Raw genomic sequence first — 19,956 nt, 5'->3', positions numbered from 1 at the left:
ACACACTGAGTAGCCGTGTGCGGTGAAAGTCGCAAGCACGGTTTCGGATGGGAGGGGTGTTGCAGTAATGCACACCTCGACCCTACCTAGACAAGGAAGAAACTTATCCCCCACTCCCCCACTCCTCTTGAAATGGAAAAAGCGTTGCGAAGTTTCCTCGCAACGCTTTTTTCAAGAGGGTATTATGGATATCCTCCGCCCTTGATTGCTGTTAGAGGCATTTTGCCACTACTTTGTCAAGACAACTGAAACCCGGAGTGACACAATACAGATTCAGCTTATTGCTGATAAACTACATCCAAATCTACAGAGATTGTGTGAACGACTCACGACTCTGATGCTACGCTTCCTGCTGGTGAAATGCTACTGGGAAGCTTTATCAATCTTGACTTCCTTTGAGGTTTTGGATCAGGGGTTGCTGGTTATTTTCAACATTCGTTGAAGAATAGTGGGCGATAACAAATACGGGTAGGGTGAGAGTTAACAGAGCGATCGCAGTTCCCACAATGTCTGCCAAACGTTGGGAATATGTGTCGGCAGAATTGGCAGACTGGCTATTTGAATTCATACAAAATTGAAGTTATTCGTAATACTGTGCAGGTCTACTCTTTCAGTAAGAGTCTTGATGCTATTTTAGCTATTTTTCAACTGTAAAATGTTTAGCATTGTACAAGCTCAACTAGTTTTACAACTGTCATGATAGCGTTTTGATACATGAAATTCTTAATACCAAATTACAAGTCAACAAATCATGTTTTATTTTGTGATTAATATTTTCAGATGTTTCCCTGTATGGTGTAACGGTTCGCATACGCAAACCCAACTTTAACAGCATTATAAATTACATTTTTTCGCTGCTTAAAGATTAATTAGCAAAATGTATTTGTCCGATACTTTATGATTATATCATTCTGCAACGCCTTTGATAAGGTCATTTTACTGAATTTGCTAATTTGTGATACAGAACACAAATTAGCAATTGTACTGAATATCTATCGGTGGTTTCGATTGTTGTATAGTAGATATACACAAAAATATTTGACCCAAAAGAAGAAATTGGTAGGAATGAATTTTGTAACCACTCATAACTACCGAATAAATACAGATACCTCAACTGTGTTGTGCAGCATGGATTCAGTGATACTACTAAGCAAATATTTCAGAATTTCAATTTTCAAATCTATGTAATATCACAGCAATTTTGTCAATCTATATATAGGTAGAGTAAAAATACTTGTCAGTTCTGTGGTTCTGGCTGACCTTTCTGGATTACGTTTGACCGATACTATTAATGTTCCACATGCTTGGGTTGCACGGATTGCTTGATGTTTCAATTCTTCGGATGCCCACTTTTCCATTATCCACCACCCGTGATTACTATCCCATTCCAAAACTATACCTACCAAGCCTTTTGCTTATTTTTAAGTAAATTGTAGTTTTGTTGAGAAAGATCCGGGTAATGGATAGCCGTGAGTTCGGAGAGGGGTTGGGGGTAAGGTTGAAAAATGTACTTAATGCAAACGAGAATTGCTATAGTTGATTCCCACTGTCATTGCACCCCACCCCCAGCCCCTCCCCGCCGGCCTACGGTGTACACACAAGTCTTTGATGAGGCAATTTATGGTTAAGTCTCATAGTCCCTGAAAAACCTCACCCTGGTTCTGCTATGCAAAACCTGTCCCTCTCCTTAGTAAGGAGAGGGATGTCCTTTCTTGACAGGGTGAGGTTTTTCTTTTGTTTTGGGTAATTTGATGACTTGTGTGTACACCGTAGCCCCGCCGGCGGGGAGGGGAGACAAAGTGTAGCTTTGGCGGGGTGGGGTTCTTAGGGTTTTATAAGTAATCAAGCCGACATGATATTACTCATTTAGACGGAGTGCGATCGCATTCAGCAATACCTCAAATTCTGATTTACTGTGAATATCAGGGGTGAGCGTGTTCATCTCTTTTAGCAGTTTGGTTAGTTCACCGCTCGTGTGGCGAATCTCGGTGTATTGCTCAATATCTTCACGAAATTCCTGTAAATTAGCTGCGGAAACTTCTCTCAACCCTTCATCTAATTTTTTAATTTTTTCTTCCCAATGCTTAACATATTCAAGTCTTTCAAGAGGATCAAAAATTTGGGCATCTATTAACACAATCGGGAAAATTCGATCGCCAAATTTACCATTTTTAGCAATTTGCACAAGCTCAAACATGCAATTGGGAGATTTTAAATACTTGTCACTGATAACTGCGATCGCACATTTACCGCGTCCAATCCGTTCCATGAAGGTTTTAATCGATCCTTTGTAGTCCAACTCGCGTTTATCGCGGATGATTTTGATTCCTTTTGCCTGCAAAGTCTCATCCAATTGATTGACAAATTGCTCACTTTCTCCACCCCAAGCATAAGAGATGAAAATTTCCTTCTCCAATTCCATTGCAGACTGACTATTCATCATGCCTTTTTCCTGTTGATTGCTATCTTGTAGCCGATGCGTCAACGATTCATTTCTTTCTTGCTCCAGTTCCCTTTGCAACTATGCAACTTGGGGGTTGATTTCCCCATCTGCTTTAGCGGGTTGGAACAAAACATCATCGATTAACCTGCGGACATCTACCATTTCATAGCTGTTTTCGCATTCAATTTGGTAACGGCTAGCATTGAAGCGTTTTTTGAGTGAGTCCAGAGAATAGGAATAAGGTGTGGGCAGATTTTTGCAATTCTTGCAATTACAAGGAACTAAAGTTTGATATTGCAAACCTTCGTAAGAGTTGTGGATTTTTTCGAGTTCATGGGTGATGACTGCCATCAATTCTTTTGTACGGTTTACGGCTACACGGATTTTAATTTCCCGTTGATTGTAGTTTTCAATGATTTCAGCACGAGTTTGGTCTTTGTTGAGAACAACACCGTTTTTCCAAACGAGTTTTTGCTGTTCAATCCAAGGGTGCGTCTCGACAATAAAGCGGGTGAGGATGCCTTTGGGCATGAATGTATAGGTGTAGCGCAGGATGAGATTGTGGCGATCGTCCCAGGTATAATCAGCTTTTTCAATGGAAAGCAATTGCGGGGCAATATAAATGTCACGACGACCGGGAATTTCGTAGCAAAGCTTGAACCGCATCATTAATTGCAGGAGTTCATCGCGCATATCAGCATATTCGCCGCTTTTCCAAATATCTTCGAGGTCGTCTTTGGTAAAACAACCTAGATTTTGGTTAACAGTCTGATTATCCAAAACTTTGTAGACGGCAGTTGTCGCCCATTCCAGTTTGAGGATGACGTAGTGTTTGAGTGTAGAATCGTCTTGAAAGTGCAGGCAAACGCCGAGATCATGGAGATATGCTGCGCTTGAGCAGCATATCTTTCTTGTCAGTTAAATTATTGACTCGGCAAAGAGTAAAGTATTCTTCAACGCTGATGTAATTTCGGGAATCGTTCTCTAGGGCGATTCTGACTCTTACCCAGAGTTTTGGTAGAGGTGTACCAACGTGTTCAAGATTACTGATGTAAAGTTGAATAGCCTTTTTAATTTCCGCTAAACCGCGATTATCAGCTAAATTGGTTGGCAGAATTTCCTTGAGGTTTTCAAATTCTCCTCGTAACTTTCCTCCATCGACTTCGCACTGACGGTCTTGTTTTTCGTTTTTGATGATAAAAACTGGACTTTTGTCGCTCAAAAGTTGGACAACCTTGAGCCACCAATAAAAATCAGTGTTTTCTTTGCGAGTATCGGCAACTAAAGCATAAAGCGATCGCTTGCTGAGGAAAAACTGATGGGTTTGATGGTAGATTGCCTGTCCGCCAAAGTCCCAAATGTTGACGCGAAAATCTTTGCCATTGGGCTGTGTAAAGTGCCACTGGATGACTTCAATGCCTTCAGTTGATTCCTCATCTTGTTGAAGTTCGTAGGTTTCATCTTTGATTTTCTTAGCTAAAGAGCTTTTACGAGGAAGAGGGTTTGCAGGTTGGTGAGTTGGCCAATTTCCGGTGGCAGACTGCTCAGTTGATTACTGCTGAGGTCGAGGATGTGCAGGTTGGTGAGTTGTCCAAATTCCGCTGGCAGACTGCTCAGTTGATTGTTATAGAGGCTGAGGATTTGCAAGTTGGTGAGTTGTCCAAATTCTGCTGGCAGACTGCTCAGTTGATTAAAGCTGAGTTGGAGCGATCGCAAGTTGGTGAGTTGGACAATTTCCGGTGGCAGGGTTGTTAAGTCTTTGCCAGAAAGGTCTAATTCTGTCACCTTGTCTCTGGCAGCTTGTTCAATAATTTGCAGCAGTTCTTCGTTAGTCATTTCGGGTTTTACAGAGGCGATGCCTGACAACGAGTTGCTGCTTAGACCCGCAGCAGAGAAATTAAGCTATTAATAATGTAGCCTGTATAAAATTGCATTGAGGCAATGAGCAATGTTCGCTACCGCGTAGTCTATTTACCTGAAAATAACTGTAAAAAAGGCGATCGCTATAGTAAACATCTTCAGAAATGAATTATGCCTTACGTGTTTAGAGATATCGATGTAGTACAAGTCGCATTGGCATTGTCAGCTGATGCATTGGCATTGCAGGGTGTTACGCCATGTGCGACTTTCTCTCAAACCTAACCCCCAACTCCTTCCCTCGTTCCCATACTCCGTATGGGAATGCATTCGTTGAGTCTCTGGCTCAATGTCTGACTGGAGGCAGCAGCCCCTAATCAGCCATTCCCATACAGAGCATGAGAACGAGAGAACCAGAGAACGAGAGAACAATGGGAAATCGAGCTTTTTTCGACTTGTGTGTACACCGTAGCCTTATTAAGGAGAGGGGTTGGGGGTGAGGTTTTGATATCTACTTCATGCACCTGGGAACTGCTATGACAAATTAATCAGCTAAAAAAAACCGCCACTAACTATGATAGGGCGGTCTGGTTAAGCAATCGGAGGGTAATTACAGATTAATCTGCTAATAAATGAAATTGTTGTAACGAAGTTTGCACTTGCAAATTCGGGATTGGGCAATTCAATTTTGGATTTTGGATTTTAAATTTTGGATTAAATTTCAATCTAAAATCCAAAATCTAAAATCTAAAACTCTTGCTCCCCCACTCCCTACTCCAGGGCTATTTCGTTCTAGACAGAAACCGCCCAGAACTGAAGTTCACAGGCTTTTAGCTAAAGTCCGTTAAAACGGACTATAACCTTTTATTAGTCGTCTTTAGACGACTTTCGCTATTAGACTCAGAATGAATTCTGAGGCGGACTAGATGAGAATGAAATAGCCCCACTCCCTACTCCCTTCCGTAAACACTCGTTGGTTCCTTGATAAATCGGGTGTAAAGATGCTTAAACGTAGACTTAATTACGCGGGGCATACCAAAATCGATGGGCATCAACTTGTCTGGTAGCCGCCAATCTTCTATTTTTAATAAGTCAGGATTTAAATGCGGAAACTCTATGGCAGCAAGTTCTGGACAAACTCCTAGTCTTTGGGAAGCTGCAACTGTAGGCACTTGTTCAGGAGAAACATTGAGGATTTCTACCATTGCCCGATCTAAGGCAAATATATCTGATGCGGCTGCTAAAATGCCAAGTTGGCGAGGTTCACCGTTGCTGGGGCCATTACCTTCATGACCGATTATGCCATCTAATATGGTTAAGTTAGGGTTAATTGCCCTGGCAGTTTCTACTAACATTTCACCAAATCTATTCGCATCTTTTCCGGCTTCCATGTGCCACCAAGCTTTCATTTTGCCAGGGACGCAACCAAACAAGTTTTTGACGCCCAGTGTTAATGTCAACTGCATATGTGATTTCACTTTAGGTAGGTTAATCACTACGTCTGCTTCCATTGCTTCTTTAGACAGCCGCAAATGGTTAAAATTGTCACTAACGGTTTGGTAACGCTGACCGTGAAAATCGATGATCGGAAGATTGAGTTCTTCTAAAATAGGCAGATAGCCGTTTGCTACTGCTACGCCTTTAGCACTGCCAAAAGCCGGACTATCGCCCAAAAAGGGCTTACCGCCAACCTCAATTACCATCTGGGCAACTTCGTAAACTAGTTCGGCACGAGTGATACACTCTTTACCAGGACGTGACCCTGTAAGTAGATTCGGTTTGAGTAAAACGCGATCGCCTTTTTTCACAAACGCTGCCATTCCTCCAAAAGGTTCCAGGAGAATAACTAAGGATTCTCGTAAAGCCTCTCGTTCGTAAGATGTAGCCCGAATTAAACTGACGGATGGTTTTTGAATCTGCATAGATAGATAGGGGAGTGGGGGAGTGGGGGAGTGGGGGAGTGGGGGAGCAGGGGGAGAAGAATAATAACCAATGCCCAATGCCCAATGCCCAATGCCCCATAACTATTATTCTGTCTTGAGGGGTAAGATACCACTCATTTGTTCTAGATTTAACACTGTGGCTAAGTCTGCTTCACTCATCAATTCTCGTTCTAAAAGAATTTGGCGCAGGGATTTGCCAGTTTCTAAAGATTCTTTGGCGACAGCTGCGGCATTTAAATAACCGATGTGGGTATTTAGTGCGGTTACTAAAGCTAAACTGCCTTCAGCATAAGCTAAACAACGTTCCCGGTTAGCAGTAATTCCCTCAATGCAGCGTTCGGTGAGTGCGGCGATGGTATTACCCAGAATTTCGATACTGTGAATCAAGTTATAGGCAATCAGTGGCATCATCACATTTAATTCTAATTGTCCGGCTTGTGCGGCTAATGCGATCGCACTGTCGTAACCCATCACCTGAAAACACACCATTGATGTCATCTCTGCCATGACTGGGTTATATTTACCTGGCATAATCGAGGAACCGGGTTGTACTGGAGGCAGTTGAATTTCTTTCAAGCCAGTTTTTGGCCCCGAATCCATCAGCCGTAAATCATGAGAGATTTTGACTAAATCCTGCGCTAAGTTGCGTAAAGCACCGGAAACATTTACAAATGGTGCCATACTTTGCATGGCTGCCATGAGATGGGGCGCAGGTTCTAAAGGAGTGTCAATCAATTCTGAGAGAACTTCCACTACACGGGCGCGATATAGAGGATGAGTATTTAACCCCGTTCCGGCTGCACTACCTCCCAAACCCAACACCATCAAATCACCAGAGGCGGTGTAAATCCGGTTTTGATGTTCTGTAAGAATTTGCGCCCAAGCCCGAAAATTTTCACCCAAACGCACGGGTACAGCGTCTTGCAAGTGGGTTCTGCCAGATTTGACGATATCTTGAAATTCTACAGCTTTGTTTTCTAAGGATGCGATCGCCCCTTCTATTGCTGGGTGTAATGTCTTGGATAATGCCAATAAACCACCAATACGAATTGCGGTCGGAATCACATCATTGGTAGACTGCCCATAATTAACGTGATCATTGGGACTAACACGTTTATAATTCCCCTTTTCTTCACCAAGAATTTCTAAGGCGCGATTTGCCAGAACTTCGTTGACATTCATGTGGTGGGATGTTCCAGCACCCGCTTGATAAACATCCACGACAAATTGATCGCGGAATTTCCCAGCTAAGATTTCATCAGTTGCTTGCACAATCGCCTGACTAATATCTTCAGGAATGCAATTCAGTTCACCATTCACAATTGCTGTAGCTTTTTTAATTATTAATCCAGCATTTACGTAAGTAGGTAGAGGCTTGATGCCGCTAATGGGGAAATTTTCGATAGCCCGCAGCGTTTGAATACCGTAATAAACGCTACTAGCAATTTGGCGATCGCCCATTGAATCGCGTTCGATGCGGAATTGAGAGTTTGTGTGTTCAGTCATAGTATTGTTTTAAGACAGCTACAGAAAACAGATTTTCCCACGCAGGCACACTCAGATACACTAATCTGCATATATTTTGCATATTTGCTTGACTGCTTGTTGCTTTACACTTGTTAATTTTGGTTTTTGAATTCCCTATGAGCATACCCAACTGGATTACCTTCTCTCGCCTATTGGGGATACCATTTCTGCTTTACGGTTTATATAATCCTACACCTCAAGCTAAGTGGATATGTTTGGCGATTTTTCTGATTGCTGCATTGACTGATTGGTTAGACGGGTATTTGGCGCGAAAACTCAACCAAATTACTGACTTGGGTAAATTTCTTGATCCCTTAGTGGATAAATTGCTGGTACTTGCGCCGTTGATGGTTTTTATTGAACTAGGAAAAGTGCCAGCTTGGGGAGTGTTTTTGATTTTAGCGCGGGAATTAGCGATCGCTGGTTGGCGGGTGAATCAAACGACGATTACCGGGGCGAACATTTGGGGTAAACTCAAAACTGTTAGTCAAATAGTTGCGATCGCGCTTCTGATTGCGCCCCTACCTGAAGTGTGGCAAATTCCCTCTCTGATTGCCTTTTGGGTTTCTGTCGCCCTGACTTTAATCTCTGGGGGTATTTATCTTTTGCCGCAAAAAGCTAGCGCTGCTGATTGAAAACAGCGAAACACGAAAACGGAAACCAGGAGGTTTGCCTTCACATAGACTGCCATAATTGAAAATAAACTGAGGGATGATATTTCCGTATCTGTTTATCGGAAATCGAAGGGTTGAAGACCTGTACCATTACACGTAAGTAGGTGGGCGGAGTGTCTCCGACTCCGCTCAATTTAAGTCGGGGTTTAAATAAGAGTCTGAAATTGTCTAAAATGTTTGAAGGCGTGAATTTTGAATTATTAAAATGAAGTAGTATCGGTTTATATGTTGGAACAAGAAAGAGAAAATTTGCAGTTTTATGTTAATCAGTTAGCTACAGAAGCTTTACAAAAATCACAACCATCGGCGTGGTTTGATATTTTATATGCCGATGCTAAAGGTGATGCAGCACAAATTCCTTGGGCCAAGTTAGTTCCTCACCCTTATCTGCAAGATTGGTTGACTAATCGTGAAGCATTTACCTCACAGCAAAAGGCGTTAGTAATTGGTTGTGGCTTAGGAGATGATGCCGAAGCTTTAGCGAATCTGGGATTTGAAGTAACCGCCTTTGATATTTCTCCAACAGCTATTTCCTGGTGTCAGCAGCGATTTCCTGATTCGACTGTCAACTACGTAGTTGCTGATTTATTAGCAATTCCCTCACAATGGCATCAAGCCTTTGACTTTGTTTTTGAATGTCGCAATATTCAAGCTTTACCCTTAAATGTGCGTTCTTCAGTTATTTCTTCAGTTGCCCATGTAGTTGCTCCAAATGGAACACTATTGCTGATTACTCGTGTCCGAGACACAGAAGTTGAACCGAATGGACCACCTTGGGCATTATCAAGCTCGGAACTTAAACAGTTTGAAACTTTAGGATTATATCAAGTAGAACAACTTGTGTTTTCGGACTCTGAGCAATTTGAGGTTAAGCAGATGCGAATTGAATATCAAAGACATAATCCTATTAGCCACTCAGTTTAATCTCAAAGAGTTTAAGTTCAGTCCCAAGGCGATCATTGTCTACCCAATAGTCAACATCAGCAAAGCTTTCGATATTCTGAGATGTCGATGGTTTGGGCGATGTCTACGGCAACCCCTTGGATGTACATAGTTTGTCTAAAAAAGTGCGATCGCTAAAGCAAATGGATCTGAGAGAAAAAGTAAATTTTTCAGATAAATATTAAATTCAGCTTTTAGCATTATCTTAGTTTAAGATAATGCTAAAAGTCTTGTTAATCTGAGTATACTTTTGTTTTAAATTTCTACCCCAATCCCGATGATGAGGTAAGGGTTTTCGTCGGCTTTGTTACATCCTTTTTTGGACGCCTCATAATTTTCTCCGTCCCTTTCTCTGTCTTCAGCCTTATTGGTGGAGACAAAACACTTCCACAGACCTTTTATGTTCCAGTTAGAGGAGAAATCCCATGAGCCTCACCGCCTTCCGCACCCTTGGTCGCTCTGGCTTAATTGTCAGCCCGCTTGCCCTCGGCACTATGACCTTCGGCACCCCGCGATGGGGTGCGCCCGACGAGGTTTCGGGGTCTATCTTCCACACCTATGTCGAGGCGGGCGGCAACTTCATCGACACTGCCGACGTCTATGCCAAGGGTCGCAGCGAAGAACTAATCGGTAGCTATATTGCCGATCGCAGTCTGCGCGATCAACTGGTACTTGCAACCAAATTCACCTTTCACAGTGGCGAACCAGGCAACCCGAATGGGGGCGGTAACGGACGCAAGAACATGTACCGTGCGTTGGAGCGATCGTTGCGTCGGCTACGCACCGACTACATTGACCTCTACTGGATGCACGCCTGGGATCTGGTCACGCCCGTCGAAGAGGTGCTACAGTCGCTCGGTGATCTGGTGCGCGCTGGCAAGATCCACTATTTTGGATTCTCAGACGTGCCCGCCTGGTACACTGCCAAAGCAGCCGCCCTTGCTACAGCGCACGGTATTCCCGCACCGATTGCCTTGCAGCTTGAATACTCCCTTACCGAGCGCAGCATCGAGCGCGAACATCTGCCTGCTGCCCGTGACTGTGGACTCGGCATCTGTCCCTGGAGTCCGCTTGCTGGCGGCTTTCTTGCTGGCAAGTACCAGCGCGAGGGCGAAGGAGCTACCGGACAGGGACGGCTCAGTGGCAGCAATCCCTTCGGCAATCAGAAGTTTACTGATCGTAACTGGCGCGTCCTCGACACCCTGCGGACGGTCGCCGCGCAAGTTGAGCGTCCACTGGCGCAGGTCGCCCTCGCCTGGGTTTCGGCGCAGTCCGGCATTACCTCGCCCATTCTAGGTATCAGTAAACTCGAACAACTACACGATAACCTGGACTCCCTGGACATCCGCCTCACCCCGGAACAGTTGCAGATGCTAAACCAGAGCAGTGCGCTTGACCCCGCCTTCCCCTACGGCATCTTCACGAGTGAGGTGAACCGTGGGATCTTCGGCGGTGCGACTGTTCAGGGCTGGGGGTAGCTGCTTCGGTTCATGAGCAGCACAACAGACATTAGGCAATACCGACACCACCTGTTATGCCATAAACCTCTCCTGTAATGTAGCTTGCCTCCTGTGAAGCAAGCAGCACGTATATAGGAGCGATCTCTACGGGCTGTCCGGGTCGTCCCAGTGGAACCGTGGAGCCAAATTTCTCAATCTTTTCCTGAGTCTGACCACCACTGGGCTGTAGCGGCGTCCAGAACGGACCGGGTGCTACAACGTTGACACGCACACCTTTCTCAATCATTTGTTTAGAGAGTGCTTTGCTGAAAGTAACAATACCTGCTTTGGTGAGCGCATAGTCAATGAGTCCCTCTGAAGGTTCATACGCCTGAATAGAAGCTGTATTAATGATGGCTGCGCCCGGTTTTAGGTGCGGTACTGCCGACTGTGTAATCCAAAATAGCGCGTAGAGGTTAGTCTTAAGCACCTTATCGAACTGCTCGGTGGTGATATCGCCAATGGAAGGACTAGTACTCTGTGCGCCGGCATTATTTACAAGAATATCTAAACCGCCCAGAGATTCTACTGCATCCGCCACAAGTTTTCGGCAAAAATTCTCATCCGTGATGTCACCCGGAAGAGCGACGGCTTTGCGTCCCGCTTGTTCGATCAGTTTTATAACTTCTCGTGTATCCGACTCTTCACTGGGAAGATAGGAGATTGCCACATCAGCCCCTTCACGTGCGAATGCGATCGCTACGGCACGCCCGATACCGGAATCTCCTCCGGTGATCAACGCCTTTCGGTTTGCAAGCTTGCCACATCCTGTATAGCTCTCCTCGCCGTGATCCGGCTGAGGGTTCATCTGTTGAGCAAGTCCCGGTGCAGGCTGCGGCTGACGGGGGAAGGGCGGTCCTGGATATTGCAGACGTGGATCTTGCATCTCCAATCGATCATTTGTCATCTGTTGTTCCCATGTTGTGGTGTATCCAATTCTAGAATCGCTTTTGGATTGCATCCATCCACTTGGGGCAACATCATTGTTGTAATTAGTAACAGTTTTAAGACTCCCGTGCATCTGTTTGACTCTACCTTTCGGCAGACTCCCAACAACCAGATGTTGCGTCTACTTGGTGGGAGAAAGTAGTGAGCATGATTTGCGATCGCAAATCATGCCAAAAATTGGTGAGTATTTATGTTTGGGCTGCAACAGTTCGTTCACAAGCAATTTCCGCAGGAAAGTCGCAGCACCAACCTTTTAAAACTGCTCGCTTAACGCCTCATGAGTTGCAAATTGCAGAATTGGTTGCTTTGGGGCGAACTAACGCAGAAATTGGGAATCAACTTTGGATTACTAAAAATTCTGTCAAGCAAGCCTGAAAGCGAATGTTTCTTGACATACTCCCCCGAATTTAGCGAAGCGGATTCGGGGGATTCTGAGGTCAAACAGCAATTGCAGGCACTGCCCGACTTACATCACCTAACTCAACATTTGTAGGTTCAACTTTTGCATTCAGCCGTTGCAGGACTAGAAGGCTGTTGCACGCTATTGTTAACAGTTTTTGCTTCTACAAAAGCTTCTCGACCTGTAATCAATCGAGAGCGACGATTACGAGTGATATAATTCCACCCCCACTGAATTGCTACTACTAATTTAGTGTCAAACTCGATTAAGAAGTAGATGTGAATTACTAGCCAAAAGAGCCAAGCAATGAAACCTTTGAGTTTGATTAAGCCTAAATCTACAACAGCTAAATTTTGCCCAATCATCGCCAAAGTACCCACGTCATTGTAACGAAATTGTGGCAAAGTATTACCTTTAAGCCTTCGTTGAATGAGTTTGGCTACATACTCTCCTTGTTGTTTGGCTACAGGTGCAACACCAGGTAAGGGTTTACCATTTTGATGGGAGAAGTTGCCTAAATCTCCCACTACAAAAATGTTTTTATAACCCTTGATAGTCAAGTCCGGTTCTACAATCACACGCCCGTCGCGATCGCACTCTACACCTGTACTTTTTGCTAGGGCTTTCCCCATAGGCGAACCTTGAACACCTGCTGCCCACAATATAGTTTTTGAGGTAATTTCTGTCAATTCATCGCCTTGCTTGAAAGTAACGATGTTATTTTCAATATTTGTCACTCTGGTGTTAGTGTAGACAGCCACACCCAACTTTTGCAAAGATTCTGCTCCTACTTTCGATAACTCTGGCGCAATGTGTGGGAGGATGCGATCGCCCCCTTGCAATAGTAAAATTCTCGCTTCTGAGGTGTTGATGCTGCGGAAATCTTCTGTGAGCGTTTGGTATGCTAATTCCGCGATCGCACCTGCTAATTCTACACCCGTGGGACCACCCCCCACAATCACAAAAGTCAACAAAGCACGGCGTTTTTCTGGATCAGTTTGTTTTTCTGCCGCTTCAAATGCCGAAAATATCTGGCGACGCATTTCTATGGCATCTTCAACAGTTTTCAAGCCCGGAGCAAATTCTTTCCAGTTATCTTTACCAAAATAGGAATGGTTAGCACCTGTGGCGACAATTAATGTATCATAAGGTACTAATTCATCACCTAGAATAACTTGTTGCGCTTTTGGATCAATATCATTCACTTCTCCCAACAACACTTTTGTATTCTTGCTTTTGCTAAATACAGATCGCAATGGTGCGGAAATATCAGCAGGTGATAGCGCACCTGTGGCAACCTGATATAAAAGCGGCTGAAATAGGTGAAAGTTACGTTTATCAATGAGAGTAACATTTACATTTGCTGTCTTTAAAGCTTTTGCTGTATACAGTCCACCAAAGCCACCACCAACGATAACTACCTGATGCGGTGCATTCTTCTCAAGAGAGACTACCATAATAAATATTTCCTTGTGTTAAGAAGTTGTAACTATTCTTAACAAAGTTCTAACAGAATTATCATGCAGGTTGCCGTTTATTTAGAACAATTAAAAAAATAATGAAAGTAGCCAAAGTTAGTTTTTATTCGGATTTACCGAACAAGAAACATCTCCTAGTTGGTGGTAGCCGGACGGTAATTGTTCTAGTGACTCCTCGCTTGAATGTTATGAGCGATCGCCTTCTTGATTAATCTAGGACTTACGCAAAATCATGAAAAAACGAACCGCAAAGGACGCAAAGGACACAAAGGAATAAGATTTTAGAGAGTTATTGCGTAAGTCCTATAATCATCAGTTTGGTTTTACGAACTTAAGAGTCATGCGATCGCTCTCCCCAATGGCGACGAAGCGTTGCCTATCCTTTTCACCTTGGCTTAGGGTCGGAGGTAGTGTCCAAACTCCGCCTGGATAGTCCTTAGTATCTTTTGGGTTGGCGTTAATCTCTGATTTGCCCACGAATTTGAAGCCGGCTTTCTCCACAGCAGCAATTACCCCATCTTCTGACATATAGCCAGTTTTAATACTCTCTTGTAAAGAAATATCTGGTTTGCCACGGTGTTCTTCCACCCCTAAGATGCCCCCGGGCTTGAGTGCTTTGTAAGCCGCAGCGTAAACCTGCTCGGCATAGCCAGCTTTGACCCAGTTGTGAATATTACGGAAGGTAACAACCATGTCCACGGAGTTGTCTGGGGCTAAGGTGATTTCGTTTGGGGGATTGATTTGGGCTACTTTGACCTTACCAAAAACTTCTGGATGATCTGCTAGTACAGTTTGGAAAGCCAAAGCGGGTTTACTCGTGCGAGGAGCAAAGTTAGTAACGATGAGTTGACCCTTTGCAGCTAGAAATGGAGCTAATATCTCGGTATACCACCCGGTCCCTGGCCACAATTCAACTACGGTCATATTGGAGCGTAAACCGAAGAATTTCAAAGTCTGGGCTGGGTGGCGGTACTTGTCTCGGTCACGATTTGCAACGGAGCGATGACTGCTGGTAAGTATAGTTTGAAGCGTGGTTGTGCTATCAAATGTCGCTTTTTCCCTTTCGTTGGCTAGAACAGTTGGGGGCATTATGCATGCCAATAGGAGGAAAGCTAGAGTTAGGGCTTTTAGTAAGCTAAGGCGGGGGGTGAGATTTTGTGTAAATTTCATACCTGTTGTTTTTACTTTCCACTTCAGCATAAGGGTTAATAGCCCCTTCAAATAGGGTATATCGCATCTATTAACTTTCTCAAATTACCGCCAAAAAATAACCCCCAGTTGAAGGCATTTTTTATTTTTCATGAGTATAAATAAATATTCCTCGAAAACTTATTAATCATGAGAAGTTTTCTTTCTATATCTGGAGGTATTGACAAAATTCACTCGCTTTTCTACTTTATTCTAAGAATTATCTGAGCTTGTATTCAAGCGAACGCCAAGAGCGTCTCCTAGAGAGGAAAAGATAGCTTTGCCGGGGTGGGGTTCTTCGAGTTTAATAAGTAATCAAGCGGACATGATATTAAATCATGCAAACCCCAGGTTTACCTAGATTTTTAGAAGCGGTGCTAAGGCTAAAGTCTTGTTTTTATCAGCAAGGAAAACGCAATCGCAGAGGTTAAACAGTTCTACCTCAGTCTGCGTCTGTCGCATCAGCCGCAGGAAATCACCTTCAGCGTCAACACTCAGGGCAATATAATTGAGGAACATTTTGAGGTAGCCTACGCGCGCTCGCTCTGGCATAGTTGCGGCTGTGGGGGTTTGCCATAAACGATCAATATAGTTGCGTACCTCTACTAAAGGAACCGGCGTGATCGGCTCGAAGCGCAAAGCCTGCCGAATTTGATTAAAAAGCCAAGGATTCCCGATCGCCCAGCGTCCCACCATCACACCCGCCGCCCCCGTTTGAGAAAGCACTTTAACAGCAGTTGTCGCAGAGTCGATATTACCATTGGCAAGCACTGGACAATGGACTCGGCTTACCGCTTCAGCAATCAAATCATATTTCACTGAAGAGTGGTACATATCTTTCACCGTGCGACCATGCAAACTCAGTAAATCAATGCTGTGGCGATTGATTATATCTAGAATTTCGTAAAAGTTATCTGTATTTTCAAACCCTACGCGCATCTTGACGGTCAAAGGTCGATCGTTGACAGCAGAACGCAGTTCTCCCAAAATCCGATCCACTTTTTCTGGTAAGAGCAGCAATCCACCCCCAACATTTTTGCGATAGATTCTAGGTGCTGGACAGCCCATGTTCAAGTCAACTCCAGCGATATTATAGTTGCAGAGTTCCTTTGCTGTTCTTACTAAGTCTGAAATGCTTTCGCCAATCATTTGAGCAAAAACGGGGCGACCCGTGTCATTTTCGGTGATTGCTGCCAGAATGCTACGATTGAGCCGTGAGGTATCATTGACGCGGAAATACTCGGTGAAGAAATAGTCAGGACTGCCGTAATGGGCAATCACCTTCATAAACCAGAGGTTTGTCACATCCTGCATGGGCGCAAGAGCAGTGAGGGGTAGGTATGGATGGAGCGATTGGGGAAGCGATACCTGGGACATAGAGATGAAGAGCGATCGACAAAGCATCACTGTATCAAAAAATGGTTACTTGTTAGGAACTGCGAACATAAAAGCCCAAAACTGCAATTAAGGTAAAATGCCATCAGTCCAACATGAGAACATAACTTAATACTCTGCATTACTGTTTTCTTCCACTCCTTGGTTTATTTAGAATTACATAGTACTTTATCCATGATCCCGTATTCCCGCTCAATCAAATTCAACGGCTTTTCTTACAACACATGGCGATGGAAAACCTCATCCCCAATCCAAATTACAATATTCATTCCTCGATAAAATTCATACGTTAATAGTCATTGTCAGCCACACAAATCCCTTTACACTTAATACCGTTGGTGGCGGTGCGCTGACAATGAGAACATAGAACTTTTTCGTTTTCTGTTTCTTGATTTATCTTTATACTAATGTTTCCCGTAAGAAAGTCTTTTTCGGTCTGGAGTTTTACAGTCATAAAAATGTAGTAGTTTTTTGCGGTTTACATTTTATCAACAAAGGCAGTTTCTCATAAGTTAGTCACAGAGATGCTTAGACCGTTTTCGGAGATGTCTAATGTACTAGCTTTTAAAAACCAGGAGCTAGTTTTCCAGCGTTCTCTTTTAAGTTTCGTCTGATGCACCTGTAGGAAAATCCTTTTTTTACACGCCAAAATCTTATAAAGTTTAAAAGGTCTAATATTTTCAGGCGTAATATTTTCATCATCACGAAAATCATCACGCAAAACAAATTCCATCGCTTGCGTTTCTGGTGTGATTTTAGGAATGTAGAAATAGAAAGTCGGGTACTCTTCGGTACTCAGTAGAGCTTGTGAACCTAGGGCTAGAAGCGGAATAGCAGGTTTTTGATTTTGAAAGCAATTTCCTCGCGTTGCCGCAGACCCTACTCTACCAGGTTTTCCAGCAATGCCAATTCTTTTTCTGCTGCCACGCGCAATATAACCTGTAACATTAGCGATCGCTCTATTGGCAGACCCGCTTCCAGGACTTATTCCATGTGCTTCCTGAAAAAACTTCAGAGCCTGTCGATCGCACTTAGATACGGTTCTCTTCATCATCCTAATCATTGTAGTGCGATTGCTCTCTCAGCGAACAGTTTTGCTTGAGTTCTGCTTTCCAAAAGTGCGCTCTTCCCCACGAAATTGCTTTATACTTAGTGCCACGGGGCTAGGCGAACAGTTTTGCTTTAGTCCTGCTTTCTCATAAGTGCTAACTGACAAGTCAGCGCTTGCGCTATCGCCCAATCATAGCTGTGATGGGTGAAATCTATGATAGTAGACGATGGCACTAAATCAACCATCATACTTGAGTTATGGCATTCCTTTTAAGACTGTCGCTACAAGTGCTTGGAAGATGAGGCGATCGCACTTCGTTAATGCATCCTACAAGAGCGGCGATCGCACTTATCCAATATAAAGAACAAGATAGACGATCGCACTTTTACCCATGTAGTGATCTGAGCGATCACCTGACGGGAAACTTTACATCAAATTGCGATGGCAACGAGAACACCGCAGGCATCGCACTATATGCCTCAATCCAAACGACAAGATTGGCGATCGCTCCTGATTTATCCCTAGTAATTTTATCTTTGTTTTGAATTTAAAAACAAAATCAAGTTATCTCAGCTGTAAAATATAAGTGTAGAGCCAGTAGTAGATTAAACCTCGGCAAAAGTAATCCCTAAAAATGCCAGGGTAATTTTATGCTTATTTGGTGTCTAAGAAAAAATCAAGTTATACCAGCTGTAAAATATGAGGGTGGAGCCAAAGGTGACTAGTATTGATAATTACAACTTCTCTTTTTCAGGAGAAGCCACAATCCCACAGGCTCCTCCTGAATTTAAATCAGGTTTTATCGGCATTGTGGGTCGTCCTAATGTCGGTAAATCTACTTTGATGAATCAATTGGTAGGAGAAAAAATTGCGATTACATCACCGATAGCACAAACAACACGTAACCGTTTGCGCGGTATATTAACTACACCAGAGGCGCAGTTAATTTTTGTAGATACGCCAGGAATTCATAAGCCCCATCATCAATTGGGTGAAGTGTTGGTGCGAAATGCTAAAATTGCCATTGAATCGGTAGATGTAGCGCTATTTGTGGTAGATGGATCTGTGGCTTGTGGAGCAGGCGATCGCTATATTGCCGATTTGCTCAGTCGCAGCAAAACACCGATAATTCTGGGCGTGAACAAAACCGACCAACAACCGCCCGATTCCCACTTTTTAGATAATAGTTACGCCCAGATGGGCAAGTCCCATGAATGGGAAATCGTAAAATTTTCTGCCAAGACTAGTGCCGGATTACCACAACTTCAAGAATTATTAATTGAACATTTAGAAATTGGGCCATTATACTATCCCCCAGACTTAGTAACTGACCAGCCAGAGCGCTTTATTATGGGTGAATTGATCCGAGAACAAATTTTATTATTGACTCGTGAAGAAGTACCCCATTCAGTAGCGATCGCCATTGACTTAGTAGAAGAAACTCCCAGCATTACCCGTATACTTGCTACCATCAACGTCGAGCGCGATTCCCAAAAAGGCATACTCATAGGCAAAGGCGGAGCGATGCTCAAAGCAATTGGTAGTGAAGCCCGCGAACAAATCCAAAAGTTAATCGCTGGTAAAGTTTATCTAGAATTGTTTGTCAAAGTCCAGCCAAAATGGCGACAGTCGCGGGTGAGTTTAGCAGAGTTAGGCTATCGCGTGGAAGAATAAAACAAGTTAGTCATTGGTCATTTGTCATTGGTTATTGGCAGGCAAAAAAAGTAAAGGACAAAAGGCAAAAGACTATTAACAATTCCAAATTCAAACATTTTAGAGATTTTCAGACGGAGATTTAAACCCGGACTGAAACTGGGGCTACCTGTAGAAGTAGGGGTGTTAAATCCTTTAATTTACAATAAGTAATGACAAATGACTCTTAATTAATAAAAATGTCTTTAGATACTCGCTATCCCTTAAATTTACCCGCCAATGCTCCGCCGTTGCGCGTGTTAATTGTCGAAGATGATCCGATGATGCAACTGGGATTAGAGCAATCGTTAATGGCTCATCCTCAGTTGGAGATTGTTGGACAAGCAGAAGATGGTTATTTGGGAGTTCAAGCCGCACTGCAACTGAAACCTGATTTGGTGGTTATGGATATTGGGTTGCCGCGATTGGATGGCATTGCAGCGACACAGCAAATAAAGGCGGCTCTGCCAGCAACTCATGTGGTGATGCTGACATCTCATCAAACGGAGACGGAAATTATTGCCGCACTGTCTAGCGGTGCAGATGCCTATTGTATCAAAGGTGCAAGTGTGGAAAGATTGTTAAGTGCGATCGCAGCCGCAGTTGATGGTGCAGCCTATCTCGATCCCCAAATTGCGCGACGAGTAATTGATAATCTCAAACCGCCCTCACCCACCAGCAATAACGCCAACTTATCTGGGCGCGAGTTAGAAGTGTTGAAACTCATGGTAGACGGCTTGAGTAACCCAGAGATTGCTGAAAAACTTTATCTCAGTCCCAACACCATCAAAACTCACGTCCGGGGGATTATGAATAAATTAGCAGTAGACGATCGCGTGCAAGCAGCAGTTGTAGCACTGCGTTCTGGATTGGTTTAATCCCATTTACAAGTAGAGGTGTACATATATATGTACGCCTC

At 43.7% G+C, this 19,956-nt stretch carries 21 protein-coding genes and 2 pseudogenes; 9 read left to right on the top strand and 14 right to left on the bottom strand.

The genetic code is table 11. The features are described 5' to 3' along the window. Nucleotides 1-379: 379 nt before the first annotated feature. From V7K36_RS16235 to V7K36_RS16195, 9 genes and pseudogenes are all read right to left on the bottom strand, one after another. Complete coding sequence (locus V7K36_RS16235) at nt 380-568, bottom strand: hypothetical protein (RefSeq protein WP_334831163.1); 189 nt, start codon at nt 566-568, stop codon at nt 380-382. A 622-nt stretch (nt 569-1,190) separates the two neighbouring features. Continuing rightward, nucleotides 1,191-1,358 (bottom strand): hypothetical protein, encoded by a 168-nt coding sequence (locus V7K36_RS16230; RefSeq protein ID WP_335117357.1) that lies wholly within the window; start codon nt 1,356-1,358, stop codon nt 1,191-1,193. Between the two features lie 500 nt (nt 1,359-1,858). Further along, nucleotides 1,859-2,485, bottom strand: a complete 627-nt coding sequence (locus tag V7K36_RS16225) for a toll/interleukin-1 receptor domain-containing protein (RefSeq protein ID WP_335117355.1) — start codon at nt 2,483-2,485, stop codon at nt 1,859-1,861. A gap of 36 nt (nt 2,486-2,521) precedes the next feature. Beyond that, nucleotides 2,522-3,304, bottom strand: coding sequence for a COR domain-containing protein (locus V7K36_RS16220; protein WP_335117365.1), 783 nt, complete (start codon nt 3,302-3,304; stop codon nt 2,522-2,524). 13 nt (nt 3,305-3,317) lie between these two features. Then, complete coding sequence (locus V7K36_RS16215) at nt 3,318-3,665, bottom strand: hypothetical protein (RefSeq protein WP_335117354.1); 348 nt, start codon at nt 3,663-3,665, stop codon at nt 3,318-3,320. Nucleotides 3,666-3,686: 21 nt separating this feature from the next. Beyond that, nucleotides 3,687-3,911 (bottom strand): annotated as a pseudogene (locus tag V7K36_RS16210) (hypothetical protein); the annotation flags it as partial. An 8-nt stretch (nt 3,912-3,919) separates the two neighbouring features. After that, the gene (locus tag V7K36_RS16205) at nt 3,920-4,279 is read right to left on the bottom strand and encodes a leucine-rich repeat domain-containing protein (protein ID WP_335117352.1); all 360 of its coding nucleotides are present in this window, start codon (nt 4,277-4,279) and stop codon (nt 3,920-3,922) included. Between the two features lie 971 nt (nt 4,280-5,250). Next, nucleotides 5,251-6,222, bottom strand: coding sequence for a DUF362 domain-containing protein (locus V7K36_RS16200; RefSeq protein ID WP_335117350.1), 972 nt, complete (start codon nt 6,220-6,222; stop codon nt 5,251-5,253). Between the two features lie 105 nt (nt 6,223-6,327). Next, complete coding sequence (locus V7K36_RS16195) at nt 6,328-7,749, bottom strand: aspartate ammonia-lyase (protein WP_335117348.1); 1,422 nt, start codon at nt 7,747-7,749, stop codon at nt 6,328-6,330. Between the two features lie 137 nt (nt 7,750-7,886). Here V7K36_RS16195 and pgsA point away from each other — a divergent pair, with 137 nt between their 5' ends. From pgsA to V7K36_RS16180, 3 genes are all read left to right on the top strand, one after another. After that, a complete protein-coding gene (gene pgsA / locus V7K36_RS16190) occupies nt 7,887-8,405 on the top strand; it encodes a CDP-diacylglycerol--glycerol-3-phosphate 3-phosphatidyltransferase (RefSeq protein ID WP_334831173.1) in 519 nt (172 codons plus the stop codon). Between the two features lie 264 nt (nt 8,406-8,669). Further along, nucleotides 8,670-9,368 carry a class I SAM-dependent methyltransferase gene (locus V7K36_RS16185; RefSeq protein ID WP_335117346.1) on the top strand — a complete coding sequence of 233 codons (699 nt, stop codon included), beginning with the start codon at nt 8,670-8,672 and terminating at the stop codon, nt 9,366-9,368. A 443-nt stretch (nt 9,369-9,811) separates the two neighbouring features. Next, nucleotides 9,812-10,864, top strand: a complete 1,053-nt coding sequence (locus V7K36_RS16180; protein WP_335117344.1) for an aldo/keto reductase — start codon at nt 9,812-9,814, stop codon at nt 10,862-10,864. Between the two features lie 31 nt (nt 10,865-10,895). On the opposite strand, the gene V7K36_RS16175 is transcribed toward V7K36_RS16180, so the two are convergent. Further along, a complete protein-coding gene (locus tag V7K36_RS16175) occupies nt 10,896-11,792 on the bottom strand; it encodes an SDR family oxidoreductase (RefSeq protein ID WP_335117342.1) in 897 nt (298 codons plus the stop codon). A 275-nt stretch (nt 11,793-12,067) separates the two neighbouring features. Here V7K36_RS16175 and V7K36_RS16170 point away from each other — a divergent pair. Then, nucleotides 12,068-12,205: pseudogene (locus V7K36_RS16170) on the top strand (LuxR C-terminal-related transcriptional regulator); the annotation flags it as partial. Between the two features lie 123 nt (nt 12,206-12,328). On the opposite strand, the gene V7K36_RS16165 reads toward V7K36_RS16170, so the two are convergent. Further along, a complete protein-coding gene (locus V7K36_RS16165) occupies nt 12,329-13,690 on the bottom strand; it encodes an NAD(P)/FAD-dependent oxidoreductase (RefSeq protein ID WP_335117340.1) in 1,362 nt (453 codons plus the stop codon). Between the two features lie 101 nt (nt 13,691-13,791). Here V7K36_RS16165 and V7K36_RS16160 point away from each other — a divergent pair, with 101 nt between their 5' ends. Then, nucleotides 13,792-13,923 (top strand): hypothetical protein, encoded by a 132-nt coding sequence (locus V7K36_RS16160; RefSeq protein ID WP_335095735.1) that lies wholly within the window; start codon nt 13,792-13,794, stop codon nt 13,921-13,923. Between the two features lie 100 nt (nt 13,924-14,023). Here V7K36_RS16160 and V7K36_RS16155 read toward each other — a convergent pair whose 3' ends face one another. From V7K36_RS16155 to V7K36_RS16145, 3 genes are all read right to left on the bottom strand, one after another. Continuing rightward, nucleotides 14,024-14,800, bottom strand: coding sequence for a class I SAM-dependent methyltransferase (locus V7K36_RS16155; protein ID WP_335117338.1), 777 nt, complete (start codon nt 14,798-14,800; stop codon nt 14,024-14,026). Nucleotides 14,801-15,256: 456 nt separating this feature from the next. After that, nucleotides 15,257-16,276, bottom strand: coding sequence for a tRNA-dihydrouridine synthase family protein (locus tag V7K36_RS16150; RefSeq protein ID WP_335117336.1), 1,020 nt, complete (start codon nt 16,274-16,276; stop codon nt 15,257-15,259). A gap of 523 nt (nt 16,277-16,799) precedes the next feature. Then, nucleotides 16,800-17,348 (bottom strand): DUF928 domain-containing protein, encoded by a 549-nt coding sequence (locus tag V7K36_RS16145; RefSeq protein ID WP_335117334.1) that lies wholly within the window; start codon nt 17,346-17,348, stop codon nt 16,800-16,802. 223 nt (nt 17,349-17,571) lie between these two features. Between V7K36_RS16145 and V7K36_RS16140 the strand changes: the two genes are divergently transcribed. From V7K36_RS16140 to V7K36_RS16125, 4 genes are all read left to right on the top strand, one after another. Further along, nucleotides 17,572-17,706, top strand: coding sequence for a hypothetical protein (locus V7K36_RS16140; RefSeq protein ID WP_335117332.1), 135 nt, complete (start codon nt 17,572-17,574; stop codon nt 17,704-17,706). After that, nucleotides 17,666-17,890 (top strand): hypothetical protein, encoded by a 225-nt coding sequence (locus tag V7K36_RS16135; protein ID WP_335117330.1) that lies wholly within the window; start codon nt 17,666-17,668, stop codon nt 17,888-17,890. Before V7K36_RS16140 ends, V7K36_RS16135 begins: the two co-directional genes overlap by 41 nt. A 154-nt stretch (nt 17,891-18,044) precedes the next feature. Then, entirely contained in the window at nt 18,045-19,019 is a 975-nt protein-coding gene (gene era, locus V7K36_RS16130; protein ID WP_335117328.1) for a GTPase Era, read from the top strand. 218 nt (nt 19,020-19,237) lie between these two features. Beyond that, entirely contained in the window at nt 19,238-19,915 is a 678-nt protein-coding gene (locus V7K36_RS16125) for a response regulator (RefSeq protein WP_196527287.1), read from the top strand. Nucleotides 19,916-19,956: the final 41 nt, after the last annotated feature.

Source organism: Nostoc sp. (assembly GCF_036919555.1).
Taxonomy (GTDB): domain Bacteria; phylum Cyanobacteriota; class Cyanobacteriia; order Cyanobacteriales; family Nostocaceae; genus Nostoc.
The sequence above is the reverse complement of the archived record's forward strand: the minus strand, read 5'-3'. Positions and strand labels throughout refer to the sequence as shown.

Excerpts from the sequence above, each read along its gene's own strand:
- V7K36_RS16235 (WP_334831163.1), bottom strand. The coding sequence starts at position 568 with ATGAATTCAAATAGCCAGTCTGCCAATTCTGCCGACACATATTCCCAA.
- V7K36_RS16230 (WP_335117357.1), bottom strand. The coding sequence starts at position 1,358 with ATGGAAAAGTGGGCATCCGAAGAATTGAAACATCAAGCAATCCGTGCA.
- V7K36_RS16205 (WP_335117352.1), bottom strand. The coding sequence starts at position 4,279 with ATGACTAACGAAGAACTGCTGCAAATTATTGAACAAGCTGCCAGAGAC.
- V7K36_RS16200 (WP_335117350.1), bottom strand. The coding sequence starts at position 6,222 with ATGCAGATTCAAAAACCATCCGTCAGTTTAATTCGGGCTACATCTTAC.
- V7K36_RS16195 (WP_335117348.1), bottom strand. The coding sequence starts at position 7,749 with ATGACTGAACACACAAACTCTCAATTCCGCATCGAACGCGATTCAATG.
- pgsA (WP_334831173.1), top strand. The coding sequence starts at position 7,887 with ATGAGCATACCCAACTGGATTACCTTCTCTCGCCTATTGGGGATACCA.
- V7K36_RS16185 (WP_335117346.1), top strand. The coding sequence starts at position 8,670 with ATGTTGGAACAAGAAAGAGAAAATTTGCAGTTTTATGTTAATCAGTTA.
- V7K36_RS16180 (WP_335117344.1), top strand. The coding sequence starts at position 9,812 with ATGAGCCTCACCGCCTTCCGCACCCTTGGTCGCTCTGGCTTAATTGTC.
- V7K36_RS16175 (WP_335117342.1), bottom strand. The coding sequence starts at position 11,792 with ATGACAAATGATCGATTGGAGATGCAAGATCCACGTCTGCAATATCCA.
- V7K36_RS16165 (WP_335117340.1), bottom strand. The coding sequence starts at position 13,690 with ATGGTAGTCTCTCTTGAGAAGAATGCACCGCATCAGGTAGTTATCGTT.
- V7K36_RS16160 (WP_335095735.1), top strand. The coding sequence starts at position 13,792 with ATGAAAGTAGCCAAAGTTAGTTTTTATTCGGATTTACCGAACAAGAAA.
- V7K36_RS16155 (WP_335117338.1), bottom strand. The coding sequence starts at position 14,800 with ATGCCCCCAACTGTTCTAGCCAACGAAAGGGAAAAAGCGACATTTGAT.
- V7K36_RS16150 (WP_335117336.1), bottom strand. The coding sequence starts at position 16,276 with ATGTCCCAGGTATCGCTTCCCCAATCGCTCCATCCATACCTACCCCTC.
- V7K36_RS16145 (WP_335117334.1), bottom strand. The coding sequence starts at position 17,348 with ATGATGAAGAGAACCGTATCTAAGTGCGATCGACAGGCTCTGAAGTTT.
- V7K36_RS16140 (WP_335117332.1), top strand. The coding sequence starts at position 17,572 with ATGGCACTAAATCAACCATCATACTTGAGTTATGGCATTCCTTTTAAG.
- V7K36_RS16135 (WP_335117330.1), top strand. The coding sequence starts at position 17,666 with ATGCATCCTACAAGAGCGGCGATCGCACTTATCCAATATAAAGAACAA.
- era (WP_335117328.1), top strand. The coding sequence starts at position 18,045 with ATGAGGGTGGAGCCAAAGGTGACTAGTATTGATAATTACAACTTCTCT.
- V7K36_RS16125 (WP_196527287.1), top strand. The coding sequence starts at position 19,238 with ATGTCTTTAGATACTCGCTATCCCTTAAATTTACCCGCCAATGCTCCG.